The organism is Mesorhizobium sp. P160219 (genome assembly GCF_057786095.1).
This window is the reverse complement of sequence record NZ_JBYNWG010000001.1, coordinates 4,140,657-4,155,886: the sequence shown is the minus strand read 5'-3', so window position 1 is coordinate 4,155,886 and position 15,230 is coordinate 4,140,657. Positions and strand designations below refer to the sequence as shown.

Genomic DNA, 15,230 nt, shown 5'->3' with positions numbered 1-15,230 from the left:
TTGCTCGGCAATTTCGTTCGAACGGCTTGCCTATGGGCACGGATTGCCGACGCGCTGATGGATTGCGTCGACGGCCTTCTGCATCTCGTCGGTCCAGGTCACGTCGGCTGACGACAGCGCCATCTCAAGCTGGGCAATCGTGGTCGCGCCGATGATGCTGGAGGTGACGAACGGCCGGCTGGCGACATAGGCGTTGGCAAACAGCGCCGGTTCGAGGCCGAAGGAGCGCGCCAGTTCGTTGTATGCAAGCTGCGCTTCCGCCGCATTCGGCGTCTCGTAGCGCTGGCCGCGGTTGAACAGCTGCGAGCGCGAGCCCTGCGGTCGCGCGCCATGGTCGTATTTGCCGGTGAGATAGCCTTGCGCCAGCGGCGAATAGGCGAGAAAGCCGACATCCTCGCGCTCGCAGACTTCGGCAAGGTTCACTTCAAACGTGCGGTTGACCAGATTGTAGGCGTTCTGCAGCGAAACGATGCGCGGGCCGACGCCCTTGTCGGCCTCGGCGATGAAGCGCATGACGCCCCACGAGCTTTCGTTCGACAGGCCGAGATGGCGGATTTTTCCCGCCTTCACCAGTTCCTCGAAGACGCCCAGCGTTTCGGCGATCGGCGTCGCGCCGGCCGGCGCGCCGACGGCATCGGCACGGCGCGGCACAGCACCGACGCGGGTCGGGTTGGCGCCCCAGGGGATGTCGCGCTCCGGCCAGTGGATCTGGTAGAGATCGAGATAGTCGGTGCCGAGCTTGGCCAACGATTTGTCGATGGCGTCAAAAATGTCGGCGCGCACCAGTTTCGATGGACGGTCGCCACGAAACCAGCTGTTGGCGGTGCGGCCGACCACTTTCGAGGCCAGGATAACCTTGTCGCGGTTGCCCTTGGCCTTCATCCAGCTGCCGATGAACTTCTCCGTCCGCCCCTGCGTCTCGGCCTTGGGCGGAATCGGGTAGAGCTCGGCCGTGTCGATGAAATTCACGCCGCGCTCAAAAGCCAGATCCATCTGCGCGTGGCCTTCGGCCTCGGTGTTCTGCTCGCCCCAGGTCATCGACCCCAGGCAGATCTGGGTAACAAGAAGATCGGTCCGACCGAGACGGCGTTTGTGCATGGAATTTCTCCGGCGGGAATGCTGGGCGCGACAGCGCGGGGAAGGAAGTCGCATCTATAGGGAAAGCGGCGCCGCTCTCCAACCCTCAGCGGACCGACTTTTACGTGAAGGAGGAAAAGTTAGCGCCTTGCGCCGGCCAGCGCGCGCCGCTTGGCCTCGTCGATCAGCATGTTGGCCACCTGCATGCGGATCATGGCGCGCTGGCGCAGATGCGGCGCGACGCGGTCGGGGTGGTTGGCGAAGGCGAAGCTGCGGCGCATGCGGCCAAGGTCAGCGCTCTTGACGGGATGATCGAGGCCGAGTTCGACGGTGATTGCGTCGGGATCGATCGGCGGCAGTTTTTCCTCGGGCTTTGCCTCCTCGCCGGCCAGCGCCAGCTTGGCATGATCGAGAAGGGCTGCGAATTCGGCGGCGAGATCGGCTCCCGCCTCGCGGTATTCGGCTGCGAACGTTTCGCCCGAGACCTTGATGCGCCCGGAATGAAGCTCGTCGGCCACGGAGAGATAGTCGAACGGGATCGACGGCCGCGCGCTCGTCTCTTCCGCCGCCTCATCCTTGTCGGAGGCAACGAACAGATCGTCGAGCAAGGAAGCGAAATCCCGCTTGGCGCCGATGTCAGCCTCCCCCTCGTTTAAGCGTGCGAACAGAGCCGGTCGCAGCATAGAACCGGCTCGTTAAAAATGAATGCTGCTGATCTTAACCAGTTTAGGCGTTTGCGAGGTTTGGGCGGGCCCAGTTGGCGATGCGCAAGACCCAACAAAAAGCCGGACTGCATTTGCATGCAGTCCGGAAATTCGCCAGGAGTGGCGAGGAAAAGCCGGCCATGTGCCAGCGTCTATGCATACGGTGGGGATGCGCCACAAGTTTCAGCGCACGCGGCAATTGTGCCGAAAAAAATTCGCCGGGCATGGCTGCCATGCAAATGCTGCACTGCACAATCTTCACAAATTTCCTATATTCGGCGCCGTGGAGGATCAACAAGGGGCCGAATCATGGGGTTCTTCACTGAAATGTTTGCCCGTCCGCGTCCGCAGGAGCATCAGCGCTATCGTTCCGCCCTGGCGCTGCTGCACTCGATGAGCAATGCCGACCGCGCCGACATCGGCGTCAAGCCGGCCGATTTCCCGCGCATCGCGCGCGAAATGTCACCGCGTTGATCAAGGCCTTGGCGCTGAACCAGCGTCAAACGAAGTTTCCCGGCAGCGGCCGGGAAACCTCGCAAAGCGCAATTCGTCAACGATTACCGAGATAGGCGCCCTTGGTCAGCGGCACGCCGTTGTGGCGCAGGATGTCGTAGGCAGTGGTCACGTGGAAATAGAAGTTGGGCATGGCGACATGCAGCAGATACTGCATGCCGGGCATCGAGGCTTCGCGCTGGCCAAACTTCAGTTCGACCACCCTTTCATCCGAACCATCGAATTCGGCGGCCGAGAATGACGCCAGCAGATCGAGCGTCTTGGTCAGGCGCGCCTGAAGCTCGGCGAAGGTCGCTTCATTGTCTTCGTATTTCGGCACCTCGCGACGGGCCAGCCGTGATGGCGCGCCCTTGGCGTGGTCGGTGGCGACCTGCACCTGCCTGGCCAGCGCGTACATGTCGGGCGCCAACCTCGCGGTCAAAAACACCTGCGGGTCGATCTTGCGCTCGGTTGCATTCTGTTCGGCCGCCGACAGCACGCCGGACAGCGCCTTCAGCCTGGCCGAAAACACCGGCACAGAGGCTTCATACATCGATAGTGTCACGTTCAAATCTCCATTGCGGCTGAAGCGCCGACGGCGGGACGTAGCGCCTTCCCGGAGGATTTTTCAAGCGTCACCACGTCGCCGCAATCTCTATGATAGACTCCTTCGTGGTGGAGATTCTCCGATGAGACGCGTCTTTCTGGCAGCGGCCGCCTTTTGCTCCCTTGCCGCATCCGGCCAGGCTGTGTTCGCCGACGATGAACCGGCAGCCGATGACCAGGCCCCTTACGTCGATGACAGGTCAGACGCCGCAGCCGTCATCCGCTCGCTCTACAGCGCCATCAACCGGCACGAATTCGCCCGCGCCTGGGCTTACTACGGCGATACCAAGCCGGCAAAGGATTTTGATACCTTCGTCAAGGGCTATGACGGCACCTACAAGGTCGACGTCGAAACCGGCGCCATTTCCGATGAAGGTGCGGCCGGCAGCATCTATTACAGCGTTCCTGTCGCCATCCGCGCCACCGACAAGGACGGCAATGAAGCGGTCTTCGCCGGCTGCTACACGCTGCGCCAGGTCAGCGCTCAGATCCAGGCCCCGCCGTTCCGACCGATCTTTATCGACAAGGGCGCGCTGAAGCCGTCCAAGGCCGATTTCGAGGAGGCGCTGCCGCCAAGCTGTGGTGACGGGCCGCCGCCGCCGAAGAAGGACACCGCACTCGAGCACGTGAAGAAACTGTTCGCCGCCGATTATGGCGATCAGTGTGACAAGCAGTTTCTCGGCGAGGAGCCGAACATCTTTTCGATCAAATACAAGGCAAAGGACGCGGCTGCCAGCGATCCCGACAAGGAAACGCGGCTTTTCGAGTTCTACTGCCAAGCGGTAGCCTATAACGCAAGTTCGGTCTACTACATGACCGACGAAGTATCGGGCGTGCGGCAGTTGCAGTTCACCGAGCCCGAAATGGATATCCGTTACGAGAACAATGACAGCGACGGCAAACTGCTGGGCATGGATATCATCGGCTTCCGCACCACCGGCTGGGCGGCCAATTCCGAATATGACGAAGACGCCAAGACGCTGACCACGTTCAACAAATGGCGCGGCATCGGCGACGCCTCGGACAAAGGGATATACCTGTTCCGTAACGGCGATTTTTCCCTCGTCCAATATGATGTGGACGCGTCTTACGATGGCGAGGAGAACCCGCAGACGGTGGTCGACTACAACACCGCGCCGTAGGGATCTTATCAGGAACCGCCGCGCTCAAGCAGTCCTTCACATTCGCCTTCTCGTTTCAGGCCGGGAACGCATCGGCCGGAAGAAGGCGCGAATGTCCTCGACCAGAAGACTCGGTTCCTCCAGCGCAGCGAAATGGCCGCCTCGCGGCATCGATGTCCATCGCTGAACGTCAAAGACCCGCGCCACCCAGGATCGAGGCGGCATCGGCAACTCGCGAGGGAAAAGCGCTACCCCAAATGGCGGCGAAACGCGTTCCAGCGTCTCGAACGCAAGAGGGAACAGTCGATTCTCCTTGTAGAGCCGCAAGGACGAGGTGAGCGCGTTGCTGAACCAATAGAGCGAAACATCCGTAAGGAGCGTGTCCATGCCGAAGGTGCGCTCCACGTCACCGTCGCAATCGCTCCAGCTACGGAACTTCTCGATCATCCAGGCTGCGAGACCGATCGGCGAGTCTGTCAGCGCATAAGCAAGCGTCTGAGGCTTCGTGCCCTGCAGATGGGCATAGGCGCCCTCCGTTGCCGTCCAGGCCGCGGCCTTGTCCAGGAAGGCCTGCTCCTCAACGGTGACAGGTGGCAGACCTGCACCCAAAGGTGGCCGATAGCTCCCGGGAATGTAATTGACGTGGACGCCAAGCACGCTTTCGGAATGGAGCCGTGCCATCCAGGCGGAAACGCCCGCGCCGATGTCGCCTCCTTGGGAAGCGAAGCGGTCGTAGCCGAGCCCGCGCATCAACTGTACCCATAACTCCGCGATGCGGCCGGAATGGAAGCCTGGTTCCGTCGGCGCCTGCGAAAAGCCGTATCCGGGCAAAGAGGGAACTACCACGTGGAAAGCGTCGGCCGGGTCACCACCATGGGCAGCTGGGTCTGCCAGCAATGGAATGACGTGTTCCATTTCGATGAAGGAGCCGGGCCAGCCATGCGTTATGATCAGCGGCAGCGGCGCCGGTCCGTTGCCTGGCTGGTGGACAAAGTGGACATCTAGGTTGTTCAGCCTCGTCAGATATTGCGGCAGCCGGTTCAGCCGCGCCTCTTGCACTCTCCAGTCGAAGCGGTCTCGCCAGTAATCCGCAAGACGCTTGATGAACGGCAGGTCGGCCCCATCGCTCCAGCCCGCTTCGCTTAGCGGAATTGGCCATCGTGTTGCGCTAAGCCGGCGCTGGAGATCTTCAAGTTGTTCGTTCGGAATTTGGATCTTGAAGGGGTGAGCGTCCATCGCTGTGCTTCCGATCTGTTGGATCATATCAGCCTACACCAGCAAGGATATCGGCCGAACCATGATCGCCAAAACCAACGGGCACCTCTGGGCGATATGCGTCAGGGCGCTTTCGACAGCATCCAGTTCAGCGTTTGGCGCCAGTCGACCATGCGGATCGGCGTGCCATGGGTGCCGGTCTCGAACCGGACGAACCGGGTCGGATAGGCTTTCGAGTTCGCAATGATGGAGCGGAAGAAGGCTTCCTGCTTCTCCACGGGAAAGACCGGGTCCTTGCTGCCCTGGCCGAAGAACACCGGCACATGGCGCCTGTAGGCGGGGCTCGACAGGAAACTGTCATCCCATAGCGAGCCGAGCAGCAGCAGCCCGTTTATGCGCCGTCCCGTATCGTTGCGGCCGGCCAGCTTCCAGCACAGCATGCCGCCCATCGAGCCGCAGGCGACGAAGATTTTCGCGTCCGGCGAAGCCTCGGCATAGTGGCCGATCAGCGCCGCGACCTGGGCCGCGCCCTTGTCGCCGAAATCGGTGAAATCCGGTGAGAGGTAGAGGCCGCCATTGCCGGCCATCAGGTTCTTGATGCGGTTGAAATTGCCGCCGAAGGTGAAGTCGTCGACGCCCTGCTTGCGGCTGCCGCCCTGCCCGTGCAGGTAAAGCACGATGATGCCGGCGCCTTCGGTCTTGCCGACGGCGACATGCCTGACATCGCCGGCATCGGTTTTCAGCATCAAATCCCGCTGCACCTTGCGCACGCCGGTGTCGGTATACTTAGCCTGCACGCGCTTTTCCGGCACCTCGTCGCGGTCGTTGATGTCGCGCATCTCGCGATAGTCGATGACGGTGTAGGCGCCTTTGTCCGTGGACGAGAGCGTCGCCGGATAGGCGAAGAGGTCATCCTTGTAGGGTTTTAGTTCGAGCGCGTCCGCGTGGGCGGCGGAGAACAAGAAAAGAAGTGAAACCAGAAGGGTATGGAACGCGGCTACCCCCCTCTGGCCTGCCGGCCTGGCCGGCAGGCCAGAGGGGGGTAGAAGCGCTGAGGCAAGTAAAGAGAGAGCCATGCTAAAGGCATGCGTTTTTCGGCTTCGCTTTGTCAATCCTGCAGCACGCCGCCGGCGTCTTCGAGCGCCTCGCGGGTGTCGACGTCGACCGACGCGCCGTCGCCGATCTCGACGTCGATGACATCCAGTCCCTCGGCCTCGACCAGATGGCGGGCGCCGGTGTCGCCCTCGAGGTGAGCGATGCCTCCAAACAGCGCGCGTGGCAGCAGCACCGGATTGCCGCGGCGGCCGTCATGGGCGGCACGCACCACTGAGCGGCCGCCGTCCCTACGGAAGGCCTCGATCAACCGGTCGAGATCGGCCGATGAGATACCCGGCATGTCGCCGAGGACGATCATGGCGCCGGCCGCCTCGGCTCCAACGCGGGCAATGCCGGCTTTTAGAGACGAGGACAGGCCGTCGGCAAAATCCGAATTGTCGGCGAAGATCACGTCGAGGCCCGAGAGCGCGGCGTGCACCCGCTCGCGCTGATGGCCGGTGACGACAACGGTGGCAGAAGCCTTGGAATCGAGCGCCCGTTCAGCGGTGCGGCGCACCAGCGGCTTGCCGTCGAACAGCGCCAGAAGCTTGTTCGGCCCGCCCATGCGGCTGGAGCGACCGGCGGCCAGAAGCACGATCTCGACCTTCAGCCCGGCTCTCGCCGGCAGCGGCTCGCGCGGCTGCGGCCTGGTCGGGATTTCCATCAAGAGGCCGCCAACGCCCATGCCGGCGATGTCCTTGGCGGTGACGTCGAGACCGGCGATCAGCCTGTCGAGCACCCAATCGAAACCGTTCTCCTTGGGGCTGCGGGCGCAACCGGGCGCGCCGATGACGCGCTTGCCGTCCAGCGTGCCCAGCACCAGCAGATTGCCGGGATCGACCGGCATGCCGGCGCGGATCACCGTGCCACCTGCTGCCTCGATCGCCGCCGGAACGACATCGTTGAAATCGCTCATCGCCGAGGCGCCGAAGATCACCACCATGTCGTTGTCGCGCGCCAGCGCGGCCGCTGCCTCGGCTACAGGCGCGATCTCGTGCGGCGTGCGGCGCTCCGTCGTCAGCCGACCGCCGGAGCGTGCCAGCCGGGCCTCGGTGACGCGCAGCGTTTTGTCGAGCACGCTGGGCTTGATGCCGGGCAGCATCGTCTGAATGACGCCGATGCGCACCGGATGGTAGGCGTTGACGGCGAAGATCTCGCCGCCGGCGCAGATCTTTGTCACCGCATCGACAAGGGCCGAGGCAACGGCGAACGGGATGATCTTGACCGTCGCCACCATCTGGCCCTGCTCAACCGGCGCGTGCTGCGCCAGCGTGGCGATGGTGATGGTCGGGTCGACCGCATTGATGGCGTCGATCATGGCGGCATCGACGGTGAAGAGACCGGCGGCCTTGGCATGGAGGTTGACGCGGCCGGTCGCGGCCGGTTTTGCCTCGATGTTGCGGTGGGCCATGCTGGCAGCAATCTTTTCGGCCGCCGCATCCTCGCTGAGGTCATCGGCGGCAAGCACCGCCACGACGATCTCGGTAATGCCGGCCGCCTTCAGCACCGCCACGTCCTGCGTGCTCAGCCTGTGCGCCTTGCGGAAACGCCGCTCGCCCGCCGTCGTGGCATGCGCCAGCACCGCGCCTTGCGCCTGATCGATCGGGATCGGCCCGAACTTCACGCCGCCGCGCCTTTGGCTTCGAGACCGCGCGAGCGAAAGGCGTGGATCGTCTGCGCCAGGATGGCGACGGCGATCTCGGCCGGGCTCGCCGCGCCAATGTCGATACCGATCGGTGCGTGGATGCGGGCGATCTGGTCGGCGCTGGCGCCGAGCGCCAGCAGGCGCTCGACGCGCCTGGCGTGTGTTTTGCGGCTGCCGAGTGCGCCGACATAGAAACAGTTGGCGTCGAGCGCGGCCTTCAGTGCGAAATCGTCGATCTTCGGATCATGGGTGACGGCGGCCAGCGCCGTATAGCTGTCGAGCGGCTGGCGTTTCAGCACATCCTCCGGCCATTCGGCATGGAGTGCTACATCGGGAAAACGGTCCGGGGTGGCGAAGGCGGTGCGCGGATCGACGATCTCCAGGGGATAGCCGGCGATCCTGGCCATCGGCGCCAGCGCCTGACTGATATGGACGGCGCCGACTACCACCAGGCGCGGCTGCGGCAAATGCGCGTTGAGGAAGAAGGTGCGCCCTTCAGCCTCGACCGAACCCGAATTGCCGGTGCGGAAAGCCTTGGCGATCGCTTGGCCGAGATCGCCGGCAACCTGGTCGCCTTCTCGCACGATGCGGTCGCGGCCGTCGCCGAGATCGGTCACCAGGATCGCCGCACGGCGGGCACGGCGTTCGGCATTGAGGGCTTTGAGAGCGTAGGGATCCATGCCTAACCGAGCCGCTCCACATAGACCTTGATGCGGCCGCCGCAGGATAGGCCGACCTGCCAGGCGGTTTCGTCGGCAACGCCGAATTCCAGCATCTTGGCTTTCCCCGAGTCGATGACGTCGATCGCCTCGCTCACCACCGCGCCCTCGACGCAACCGCCCGAGACCGAGCCGTGGAAATTGCCTTCGGCGTCGATGATCAGATGGCTACCGACCGGCCTCGGCGCCGAACCCCAGGTCTCGACCACAGTGGCGATGGCGACATCCTTGCCGTCCTTCATCCAGCCTTCCGCGATGATCAAGGGGTCGCGGGCCTCATCGAGATAGATGCTGTTGTCCATGATCGCTTGCCTCAAAGTCTGTTTTCTCTGGGAGCCTGTTTTCGGAATCCAATATGGCTATGCGGCGCGCCTGACACCAGCGTCCTGCCAGCGACGCGGATCGACCGAAGCGGCGGATTTCTTGTCCAGCGAGGCGCAGAGGTCGGCCAGCGCATCGAGATTGTGTACCGAGCGGAACTCGTCGACATGAGGCAGCATCGCCTTGACGCCGCGGGCGCGGGCCTCGAAACCGTCAAAGCGCAGCAACGGGTTGAGCCAGATCAGCCGCCGGCAGGATTTGTGCAGGCGATCCATCTCCTCCGACAGGCCGGAAACATCGTCGCGCTCCAAACCGTCGGTGATCAAAAGCACCACCGCGCCCTGCCCGAGCACGCGGCGTGACCAGTGCTTGTTGAACTCCGCCAGCGTATCGCCGATGCGGGTGCCGCCCGACCAGTCCTTCACCGCCGCCGAGCAGTCGGCAAGGGCGGCATCGGGGTCGCGATGGCGCATCTGCCGCGTGAGATTGGTCAGTCGCGTGCCGAAGACGAAGGTGTGCACGCGCCGCCGTTTTTCGGTCAGCGCATGCAGAAAGTGCAGGAAGATGCGCGTGTACTGGCTCATCGAACCGGAGATATCGGCGAGAACCACCAGCGGCGGATGCACTTCGCGGGCTGAGCGGAATTTCGGCAGGATCAGTTCGCCGCCGGTGCGCGCGGCCGAGCGCATCATGGCGCGTGGATCGATACGGCGGCCATGCAGGTCTGCCTTGAAGCGTCGGGTACGGACCATGTCGAACGGCAGCCGCAGCCGGGCAATCGCCTTCTTGGCGTCTGCCATCTCGTCGGCATTCATCTGGGCAAAGTCCTTGCCGCGCAGCACTTCATTCCCGGAGAAGGTTAGCCGGGCGTCGACTTCGATCTCCGGGATTTCCCTGACCGGCCGATTCTTCTCGTGGCCTTCGAACATGGCCTGGCTGACGCGATTTTCTGCCGCGCGCGGCTTTTGCTTCTCCCTGGTGTCGGGCGCCACAGGCGAGAACATCGCCAGAAGTTTCTCGATCAGCTCGCGCGATTTCCAGAACAGCCGGAAGGCTTCGTCGAAAACAGGGTGATCCTCGTGCCGCGACACCAGCACGGCATGCAGCGTCCAGTAGAAATCGTCGCGCGAACCGATGCCGGCTGCCAGCACCGCCTCGATCCCATCCTTGACCGAAGCCGGCCCGACCCGCATGCCGGATTTGCGCAAGGTGCGGGCGAAATAGACGATGTTGTCGGCGATGCGCCCGTCTTCCGTCGCCTCTCTGGGGTCGGTCTCTTTGGGGTAAGCACCCGGCGCCTTCACTGCCCTACTCCGCAGCCGCCAGTTCGGCCTTGACCTCATCGAGGATGCGCCGGCCCTCGCCCGCGCCGATGCGGGCAATGTCGTCCTGGTATTTCAACAAAACGCCGATCGTGTCGGAGACGGTTTCGGGATCGAGCGCCACCTTGTCGAGTTCGGTCAGCGCGCCGGCCCAGTCGATGGTTTCGGCGACACCCGGCGCCTTGAACAGCTCGACCCGGCGCAGCTTCTGGATGAACGACACCACTTCCGCGGAAAGTCGGCTGTTGGCCTGCGGCACCTTGCGGCGCACGATCTCCAGCTCGCGCTCGGCATTGGGATAGTCGACCCAGTGATAGAGGCAGCGCCGCTTCAGCGCGTCGTGGATTTCGCGGGTGCGGTTGGTGGTGATGATGACGATCGGCGGCTCCTCCGCCTTGATGGTGCCGAGCTCAGGCACCGTCACCTGGAAGTCGGACAGGATTTCGAGCAGGAATGCTTCGAAAGCCTCGTCGGTGCGGTCGAGCTCATCGATCAGGAACACCGGGGCCGCACCCGCCATGCCGGTCAGCGCATCGAGCACCGGGCGGCGGATCAGGTATTTTTCGGAAAAGACATTGCGCTCCATGTCGGAGCGGTCGACCGAGCCTGCCGCCTCCTCCATGCGGATCTCTATCATCTGCGCGGCGTAATTCCACTCATAGACAGCGGACGAGACGTCGAGCCCTTCATAGCATTGCAGGCGGATCAGCCGGCGGCCGAGTGCCTGCGCCAGCACCTTGGCGATCTCGGTCTTGCCGACGCCGGCCTCCCCTTCAAGGAACAGCGGCCGCTGCATGCGCAGGGACAGGAACAGCACCGTTGCCAGCGAGCGGTCCGCGACGTAGTCCGCGCTGGTCAGGAGATCGAGCGTTTCGTCGATCGTCCGCGGCTCGGGGCGCGGTTTCAGCTCGGTCATTCTTTCTCCGTTGCCGCCTCTGCTCCGCTCTGCAGCACGTGGTAGTCGCGGGCGTGGTAGATCAGCGGCCGCAAATTATCGCCCATGCGCAGGCCTGTCACCTTGCCAAAAAGCACACGATGGGTGGCGAGATCCTTGGTGTCGATCAATTCGCAGTCGAAAACCGCAAGAGCGCCCTTCAGGGTAGGCGCGCCCGTCGATATGACATCCCACTCGCCAAGCGCGAAACGCTCATCGGCCGACAGCCCGGTCAGGCCTGAAAACGCCACCGATAGGGGCTGCTGGTGCGAAGCCAGCGTGTTCAGCGCAAACCGGCCGTTTTGCACGAACAGCTCGTTCTTGGCATTCTCGCGGTTGAGACAGACGAGAACCGTCGGCGGCGTGTCCGACACCGAACAGGCGGCAATCACCGTCGTGCCGCGTTTGCCGGCGGGCCCGTCGGTGGTAACCACATGGACGTGGCCGGCAAAATGCGCCATCGCGTCGCGATAGGCCTGAGGCCCTATGTCGTTCAACTTCAACACCGATGATTTTCCATAAGCGGGAATCCAAGCGTTATATATGGCGGCACACAATAGGCCACAAGCGAAGTGGTTGACGCCAATCCGCAAATTCCCGTGTTGCGCCTGGGGCGGGCAGCCTTTAGGTCTTGGCGGAAGAGACGCTGGAAGCATGCGACCGGCACGGAGGAATTCGTCGTCAGAATGCGACCCCCAACAGCTGTAATAGCGGCACTGCTCTGGCTGCTGCCGGCAAGCGCCGGCGCGCAGACTTTGCTTGTCGGCGTCGCCGCACCCCTGTCCGGTCCGTCGGCGATCCTGGGCAAGCAGATTGAGGCGGGTGCTGCCCTGGCAGCAGAAGCCAACGGCGCCGAGATCAGGACGGTCGACGATGCCTGCACAGCCGATGGCGGCGCCGCCGCCGCGAGGGAGTTCGCGGCGGCGAAGGTCAAGGTCGTCGTCGGCTTCCTCTGCACCGAGGCGATCCATGCGGCGCTGCCGATCCTCAAGGACGCTGACATACCGGTCATCACCGTTGGCGTGCGCACCGAAAGCCTGACCGATCGCCGCGCCAAAACCGGCTGGCCGGTCTATCGGCTGGGGCCGCGCGGCGATGACGAGCGCAATGCGGTGGCCGCCATCCTGACCCGGCTGTGGCAGAGCGAATTGTTCGCCATCGTCGATGACGGCACCATCTATGGCCGCGAAATCGCCGAGACGCTGCGCGCCGCAGCGGAGCAGGCAGCGCTGAAGCCGGTCTTCACAGACACGTTCCGGCCGCAGCTCGACAACCAGATCGGGCTGATCGGGCGGCTGAAGAAGGCGGGCGCCACGCATGTCTTTGCCGGTGGCGACGGCGACGACATCGCCATTATGGGCCGCGACGCCGGCCAGCTCGAGGCCGGCATTGTCTTTGCCGGCGGCGAGAATTTGCGCACGCCACCCGGCGATGTGCCTTACGCCGTCGGCACGCTGATGATCGCGCCGCCGGAATGGGCCGATGTCGCCGATCCCAAGGTGCTGGCGGCGTTTACGGCCAAAAACATCGCGCCGGATGGCTATGCCTTGCCGGCCTATGCGGCGGTGGAGATTGCCAAGGCGGCCTCGGCCGCGCCCGAGACCTCGGGCAAGGGGCTGGCCGACGCGCTAACCGGGAACGATTTCACCACCGCGATCGGCCCGCTGCGGTTCGACGACAAAGGCGATCTGAGCCAAAACCTCTATCGCGCCTTCCGCTTCGACGGGACGCGTTTCGTGCCGGCGGAGACGAACTGATGTTTCGCACCGGGCCGCGCAATCTGATCACCGATGTCGCCGGCCTGCGCGTCGGCAACGCGTCGGACGCCAGGCTGAAATCGGGCGTCACCACCGTATTGTGCGACGAACCGGCGGTCGGTGGCGTGCAGATCCTCGGCGGCGCGCCGGGCACGCGCGAGACCGACCTGCTCGAACCGCACAATTCCATCGAGGCGGTTCATGCCGTCGTGCTGTCGGGCGGCTCGGCCTTCGGCCTCGACGCCGCCTCCGGCGTTCAGGCAGCGCTGCGCGAAAAAGGCATTGGCGTCGATGTTGGCGGCTTTCGCGTGCCGATCGTGCCGGCGGCGATCCTGTTCGACCTGCGCAATGGCGGCGACAAGGATTGGGGCCGTTATCCTCCCTACCGCGACCTCGGCTACGAAGCCGCCCAGGCGGCAACAGTCGACTTTCCGCTCGGCACAATCGGCGCCGGCACCGGGGCGCTGAGTTCCGGGCTGAAGGGCGGCCTTGGCTCTGCCTCGACTGTGCTCGACAGCGGCGTCACCATCGGCGCACTCGCCGCCGCCAACCCGACCGGCTCGGTAACGATCGCGCGGACCCGCTATTTCTGGGCGGCGCCCTTCGAGATCGGCGATGAGTTCGGCGGGCTTGGCTATCCCTCGCCAATGCCGGACGATGCCAGGCGGATCCTGTTGAAATACCGCGACAAGCGTGTCGGTGGACAAGCCGAGGCCGGTGGCAACACCACCATCGCCGTCATCGCCACCGACGCCGTGCTGACCAAGGCGGCAGCCAAGCGGCTGGCCATTTCAGCGCATGACGGCTTCGTGCGCGCCATCTGGCCCGTGCACACGCCGGCTGACGGCGATCTGGTGTTCGCGCTGGCGACGGGGAAGAGCGGCATAGAACTCAGCGCCGACGATGCCGTCGATTTCTTTGCCGCCGCCGGCGCCACCATGGCGCGCGCCATCAGCCGCGGCATCCATGCCGCGACGCCGGCCGATGGCGATCTGTTTCCGGTGTGGTCGTCGCGCTGACTTTCAGTCAGGTCGGGTCGGACTCCTCTTCCTCGAAGCTGACCGCGACATCCGAATTCGCCGACAGCCAGACTTTCTGGCCCTCGACCTCGGCAAGCAGGCTCAAGGGAATGTAGTGGTGATGCCCCTGATGGGTGCCCTCGCCGCTGTCGGCCTTGGTCAACTTGATCCGCTCGCCATCGACCCTGTCGACGGTGCCGATGTGAACGCCGTCGGCGCCGACCACTTCCATATGCTCGCGAATCTTGCTGGCCTCAGTCATGGGGTGTTCTCCTTTTGAAAACGATCGACGATAACAAACAGAGGCGAAATTGGATGCATCGCCTTTCGAATAGCACGATGTTTTGACTGTCTCGTGATAGGGAACGATCGAACCACGGCAGGCGGAGCGGAACCCCGATGCGAAATCTCGTCCTGATTGGCGTTTGCCTGCTGGTCCATCTCGCATCCGCCATGGCCGCCCGAGCGGGCGATGTCGCCGAGCTTGAAATCCTCGGCTTCAGCAAGGATGGCAGCGTCTTCACCTTCGAGGAATATGGTGTGGCAGACGGTTCGGGCTTTCCCTATGCCAATCGCTACTACATCAACACCGCCGACGACACGTTCCTGAAGGGCACGCCAATCCGGGTCCGGCTGGAGGATGAGACCGCCTCGCTCGAGACGGCCCGTCAGCAAGCCAGGCAAAAAGGCGAAGCAATCATTGCCCAGGCCGAGCTTACCGCCAACCGCGGCATCACCGCCGGCTTCAACCCGGTGACCGAATTGTCGGCCGACCCGTTCCGCATGGTGGTCAACCCACGGCCGATCTTTTCGCCGGTCGACCCGCCGCTGGAATTCCGGCTGGACGAGATCGGCATGAATGACACCGAAAGCTGCCAGAGCCAGGGCGAGGTCAACGGTTTTCGCCTGCTGCGGATCGAGGCCAGGGATGGCGGCCGGACCCATCTGCTGCATGAGGATAAATCGATCCCGAAAAGCCGTGGCTGCCCCAACGGCTACAGGATCGGCGCGGTGCAGACGTTCTCGATGGACAGCATCAGCGCCTATGCGGTGCTGATCGCGGTGCGCCAATACGGCTTCGAAGGGCCGGATTTTCGCTGGATCGCCGTGACCGGACGCCTGTGACATCGCTCGATCAATCCAGTTGGCGCAAGCGCGCCGGAAATCGCGTCAGCCGCGCCGTACCATCGACGGGCACGGCGC

General features: G+C 63.8%; 17 protein-coding genes. 5 read left to right on the top strand and 12 right to left on the bottom strand.

The features are described 5' to 3' along the window. Window positions 1-30 precede the first annotated feature (30 nt). A complete protein-coding gene (locus AC3EMP_RS20075) occupies window positions 31-1,098 on the bottom strand; it encodes an aldo/keto reductase (RefSeq protein ID WP_352711986.1) in 1,068 nt (355 codons plus the stop codon). Window positions 1,099-1,217: 119 nt separating this feature from the next. Beyond that, a complete protein-coding gene (locus AC3EMP_RS20070; protein WP_352596315.1) occupies window positions 1,218-1,760 on the bottom strand; it encodes a hypothetical protein in 543 nt (180 codons plus the stop codon). A 330-nt stretch (window positions 1,761-2,090) separates the two neighbouring features. On the opposite strand from AC3EMP_RS20070, the gene AC3EMP_RS20065 reads away from it, so the two are divergent. Further along, a complete protein-coding gene (locus AC3EMP_RS20065) occupies window positions 2,091-2,255 on the top strand; it encodes a hypothetical protein (RefSeq protein ID WP_352596312.1) in 165 nt (54 codons plus the stop codon). Window positions 2,256-2,331: 76 nt separating this feature from the next. On the opposite strand, the gene AC3EMP_RS20060 is transcribed toward AC3EMP_RS20065, so the two are convergent. Further along, a complete protein-coding gene (locus tag AC3EMP_RS20060; RefSeq protein WP_023739373.1) occupies window positions 2,332-2,838 on the bottom strand; it encodes a DUF1993 domain-containing protein in 507 nt (168 codons plus the stop codon). A gap of 124 nt (window positions 2,839-2,962) precedes the next feature. Here AC3EMP_RS20060 and AC3EMP_RS20055 point away from each other — a divergent pair, with 124 nt between their 5' ends. Then, window positions 2,963-4,021, top strand: coding sequence for a DUF1176 domain-containing protein (locus AC3EMP_RS20055; protein WP_023731179.1), 1,059 nt, complete (start codon window positions 2,963-2,965; stop codon window positions 4,019-4,021). 36 nt (window positions 4,022-4,057) lie between these two features. On the opposite strand, the gene AC3EMP_RS20050 is transcribed toward AC3EMP_RS20055, so the two are convergent. The 8 genes from AC3EMP_RS20050 to AC3EMP_RS20015 all read right to left on the bottom strand — a co-directional run bounded on the left by AC3EMP_RS20050 (window position 4,058) and on the right by AC3EMP_RS20015 (window position 11,757). Beyond that, window positions 4,058-5,263, bottom strand: a complete 1,206-nt coding sequence (locus AC3EMP_RS20050; RefSeq protein WP_352444716.1) for an epoxide hydrolase family protein — start codon at window positions 5,261-5,263, stop codon at window positions 4,058-4,060. A gap of 74 nt (window positions 5,264-5,337) precedes the next feature. Further along, the gene (locus tag AC3EMP_RS20045; RefSeq protein ID WP_023711475.1) at window positions 5,338-6,177 is read right to left on the bottom strand and encodes an alpha/beta hydrolase; all 840 of its coding nucleotides are present in this window, start codon (window positions 6,175-6,177) and stop codon (window positions 5,338-5,340) included. 146 nt (window positions 6,178-6,323) lie between these two features. Further along, window positions 6,324-7,934: an NTP transferase domain-containing protein gene (locus tag AC3EMP_RS20040; RefSeq protein ID WP_023694139.1), complete on the bottom strand. Its 1,611-nt coding sequence runs from the start codon at window positions 7,932-7,934 to the stop codon at window positions 6,324-6,326. Continuing rightward, window positions 7,931-8,635, bottom strand: coding sequence for an XdhC family protein (locus AC3EMP_RS20035; RefSeq protein WP_023669076.1), 705 nt, complete (start codon window positions 8,633-8,635; stop codon window positions 7,931-7,933). Before AC3EMP_RS20035 ends, AC3EMP_RS20040 begins: the two co-directional genes overlap by 4 nt. A 2-nt stretch (window positions 8,636-8,637) precedes the next feature. Continuing rightward, entirely contained in the window at window positions 8,638-8,976 is a 339-nt protein-coding gene (locus AC3EMP_RS20030; RefSeq protein ID WP_023690176.1) for an XdhC family protein, read from the bottom strand. A gap of 57 nt (window positions 8,977-9,033) precedes the next feature. Further along, window positions 9,034-10,299, bottom strand: a complete 1,266-nt coding sequence (locus AC3EMP_RS20025; protein WP_023690177.1) for a vWA domain-containing protein — start codon at window positions 10,297-10,299, stop codon at window positions 9,034-9,036. 4 nt (window positions 10,300-10,303) lie between these two features. Continuing rightward, the gene (locus AC3EMP_RS20020) at window positions 10,304-11,233 is read right to left on the bottom strand and encodes an AAA family ATPase (protein ID WP_023690178.1); all 930 of its coding nucleotides are present in this window, start codon (window positions 11,231-11,233) and stop codon (window positions 10,304-10,306) included. Next, a complete protein-coding gene (locus AC3EMP_RS20015; protein ID WP_023690179.1) occupies window positions 11,230-11,757 on the bottom strand; it encodes a flavin reductase in 528 nt (175 codons plus the stop codon). Before AC3EMP_RS20015 ends, AC3EMP_RS20020 begins: the two co-directional genes overlap by 4 nt. A 180-nt stretch (window positions 11,758-11,937) precedes the next feature. Here AC3EMP_RS20015 and AC3EMP_RS20010 point away from each other — a divergent pair, with 180 nt between their 5' ends. Both AC3EMP_RS20010 and AC3EMP_RS20005 read left to right on the top strand, forming a co-directional pair. Next, complete coding sequence (locus AC3EMP_RS20010) at window positions 11,938-13,008, top strand: branched-chain amino acid ABC transporter substrate-binding protein (protein ID WP_023690180.1); 1,071 nt, start codon at window positions 11,938-11,940, stop codon at window positions 13,006-13,008. Further along, on the top strand, window positions 13,008-14,027 hold the full coding sequence (locus tag AC3EMP_RS20005; protein ID WP_023694138.1) for a P1 family peptidase: 1,020 nt from the start codon (window positions 13,008-13,010) through the stop codon (window positions 14,025-14,027). Before AC3EMP_RS20010 ends, AC3EMP_RS20005 begins: the two co-directional genes overlap by 1 nt. Before the next feature lie 7 nt (window positions 14,028-14,034). On the opposite strand, the gene AC3EMP_RS20000 is transcribed toward AC3EMP_RS20005, so the two are convergent. Further along, window positions 14,035-14,289, bottom strand: coding sequence for a DUF2171 domain-containing protein (locus AC3EMP_RS20000; RefSeq protein WP_023690182.1), 255 nt, complete (start codon window positions 14,287-14,289; stop codon window positions 14,035-14,037). Between the two features lie 137 nt (window positions 14,290-14,426). Between AC3EMP_RS20000 and AC3EMP_RS19995 the strand changes: the two genes are divergently transcribed. Further along, the gene (locus AC3EMP_RS19995; protein ID WP_023690183.1) at window positions 14,427-15,152 is read left to right on the top strand and encodes a DUF2259 domain-containing protein; all 726 of its coding nucleotides are present in this window, start codon (window positions 14,427-14,429) and stop codon (window positions 15,150-15,152) included. Window positions 15,153-15,230 lie beyond the last annotated feature (78 nt).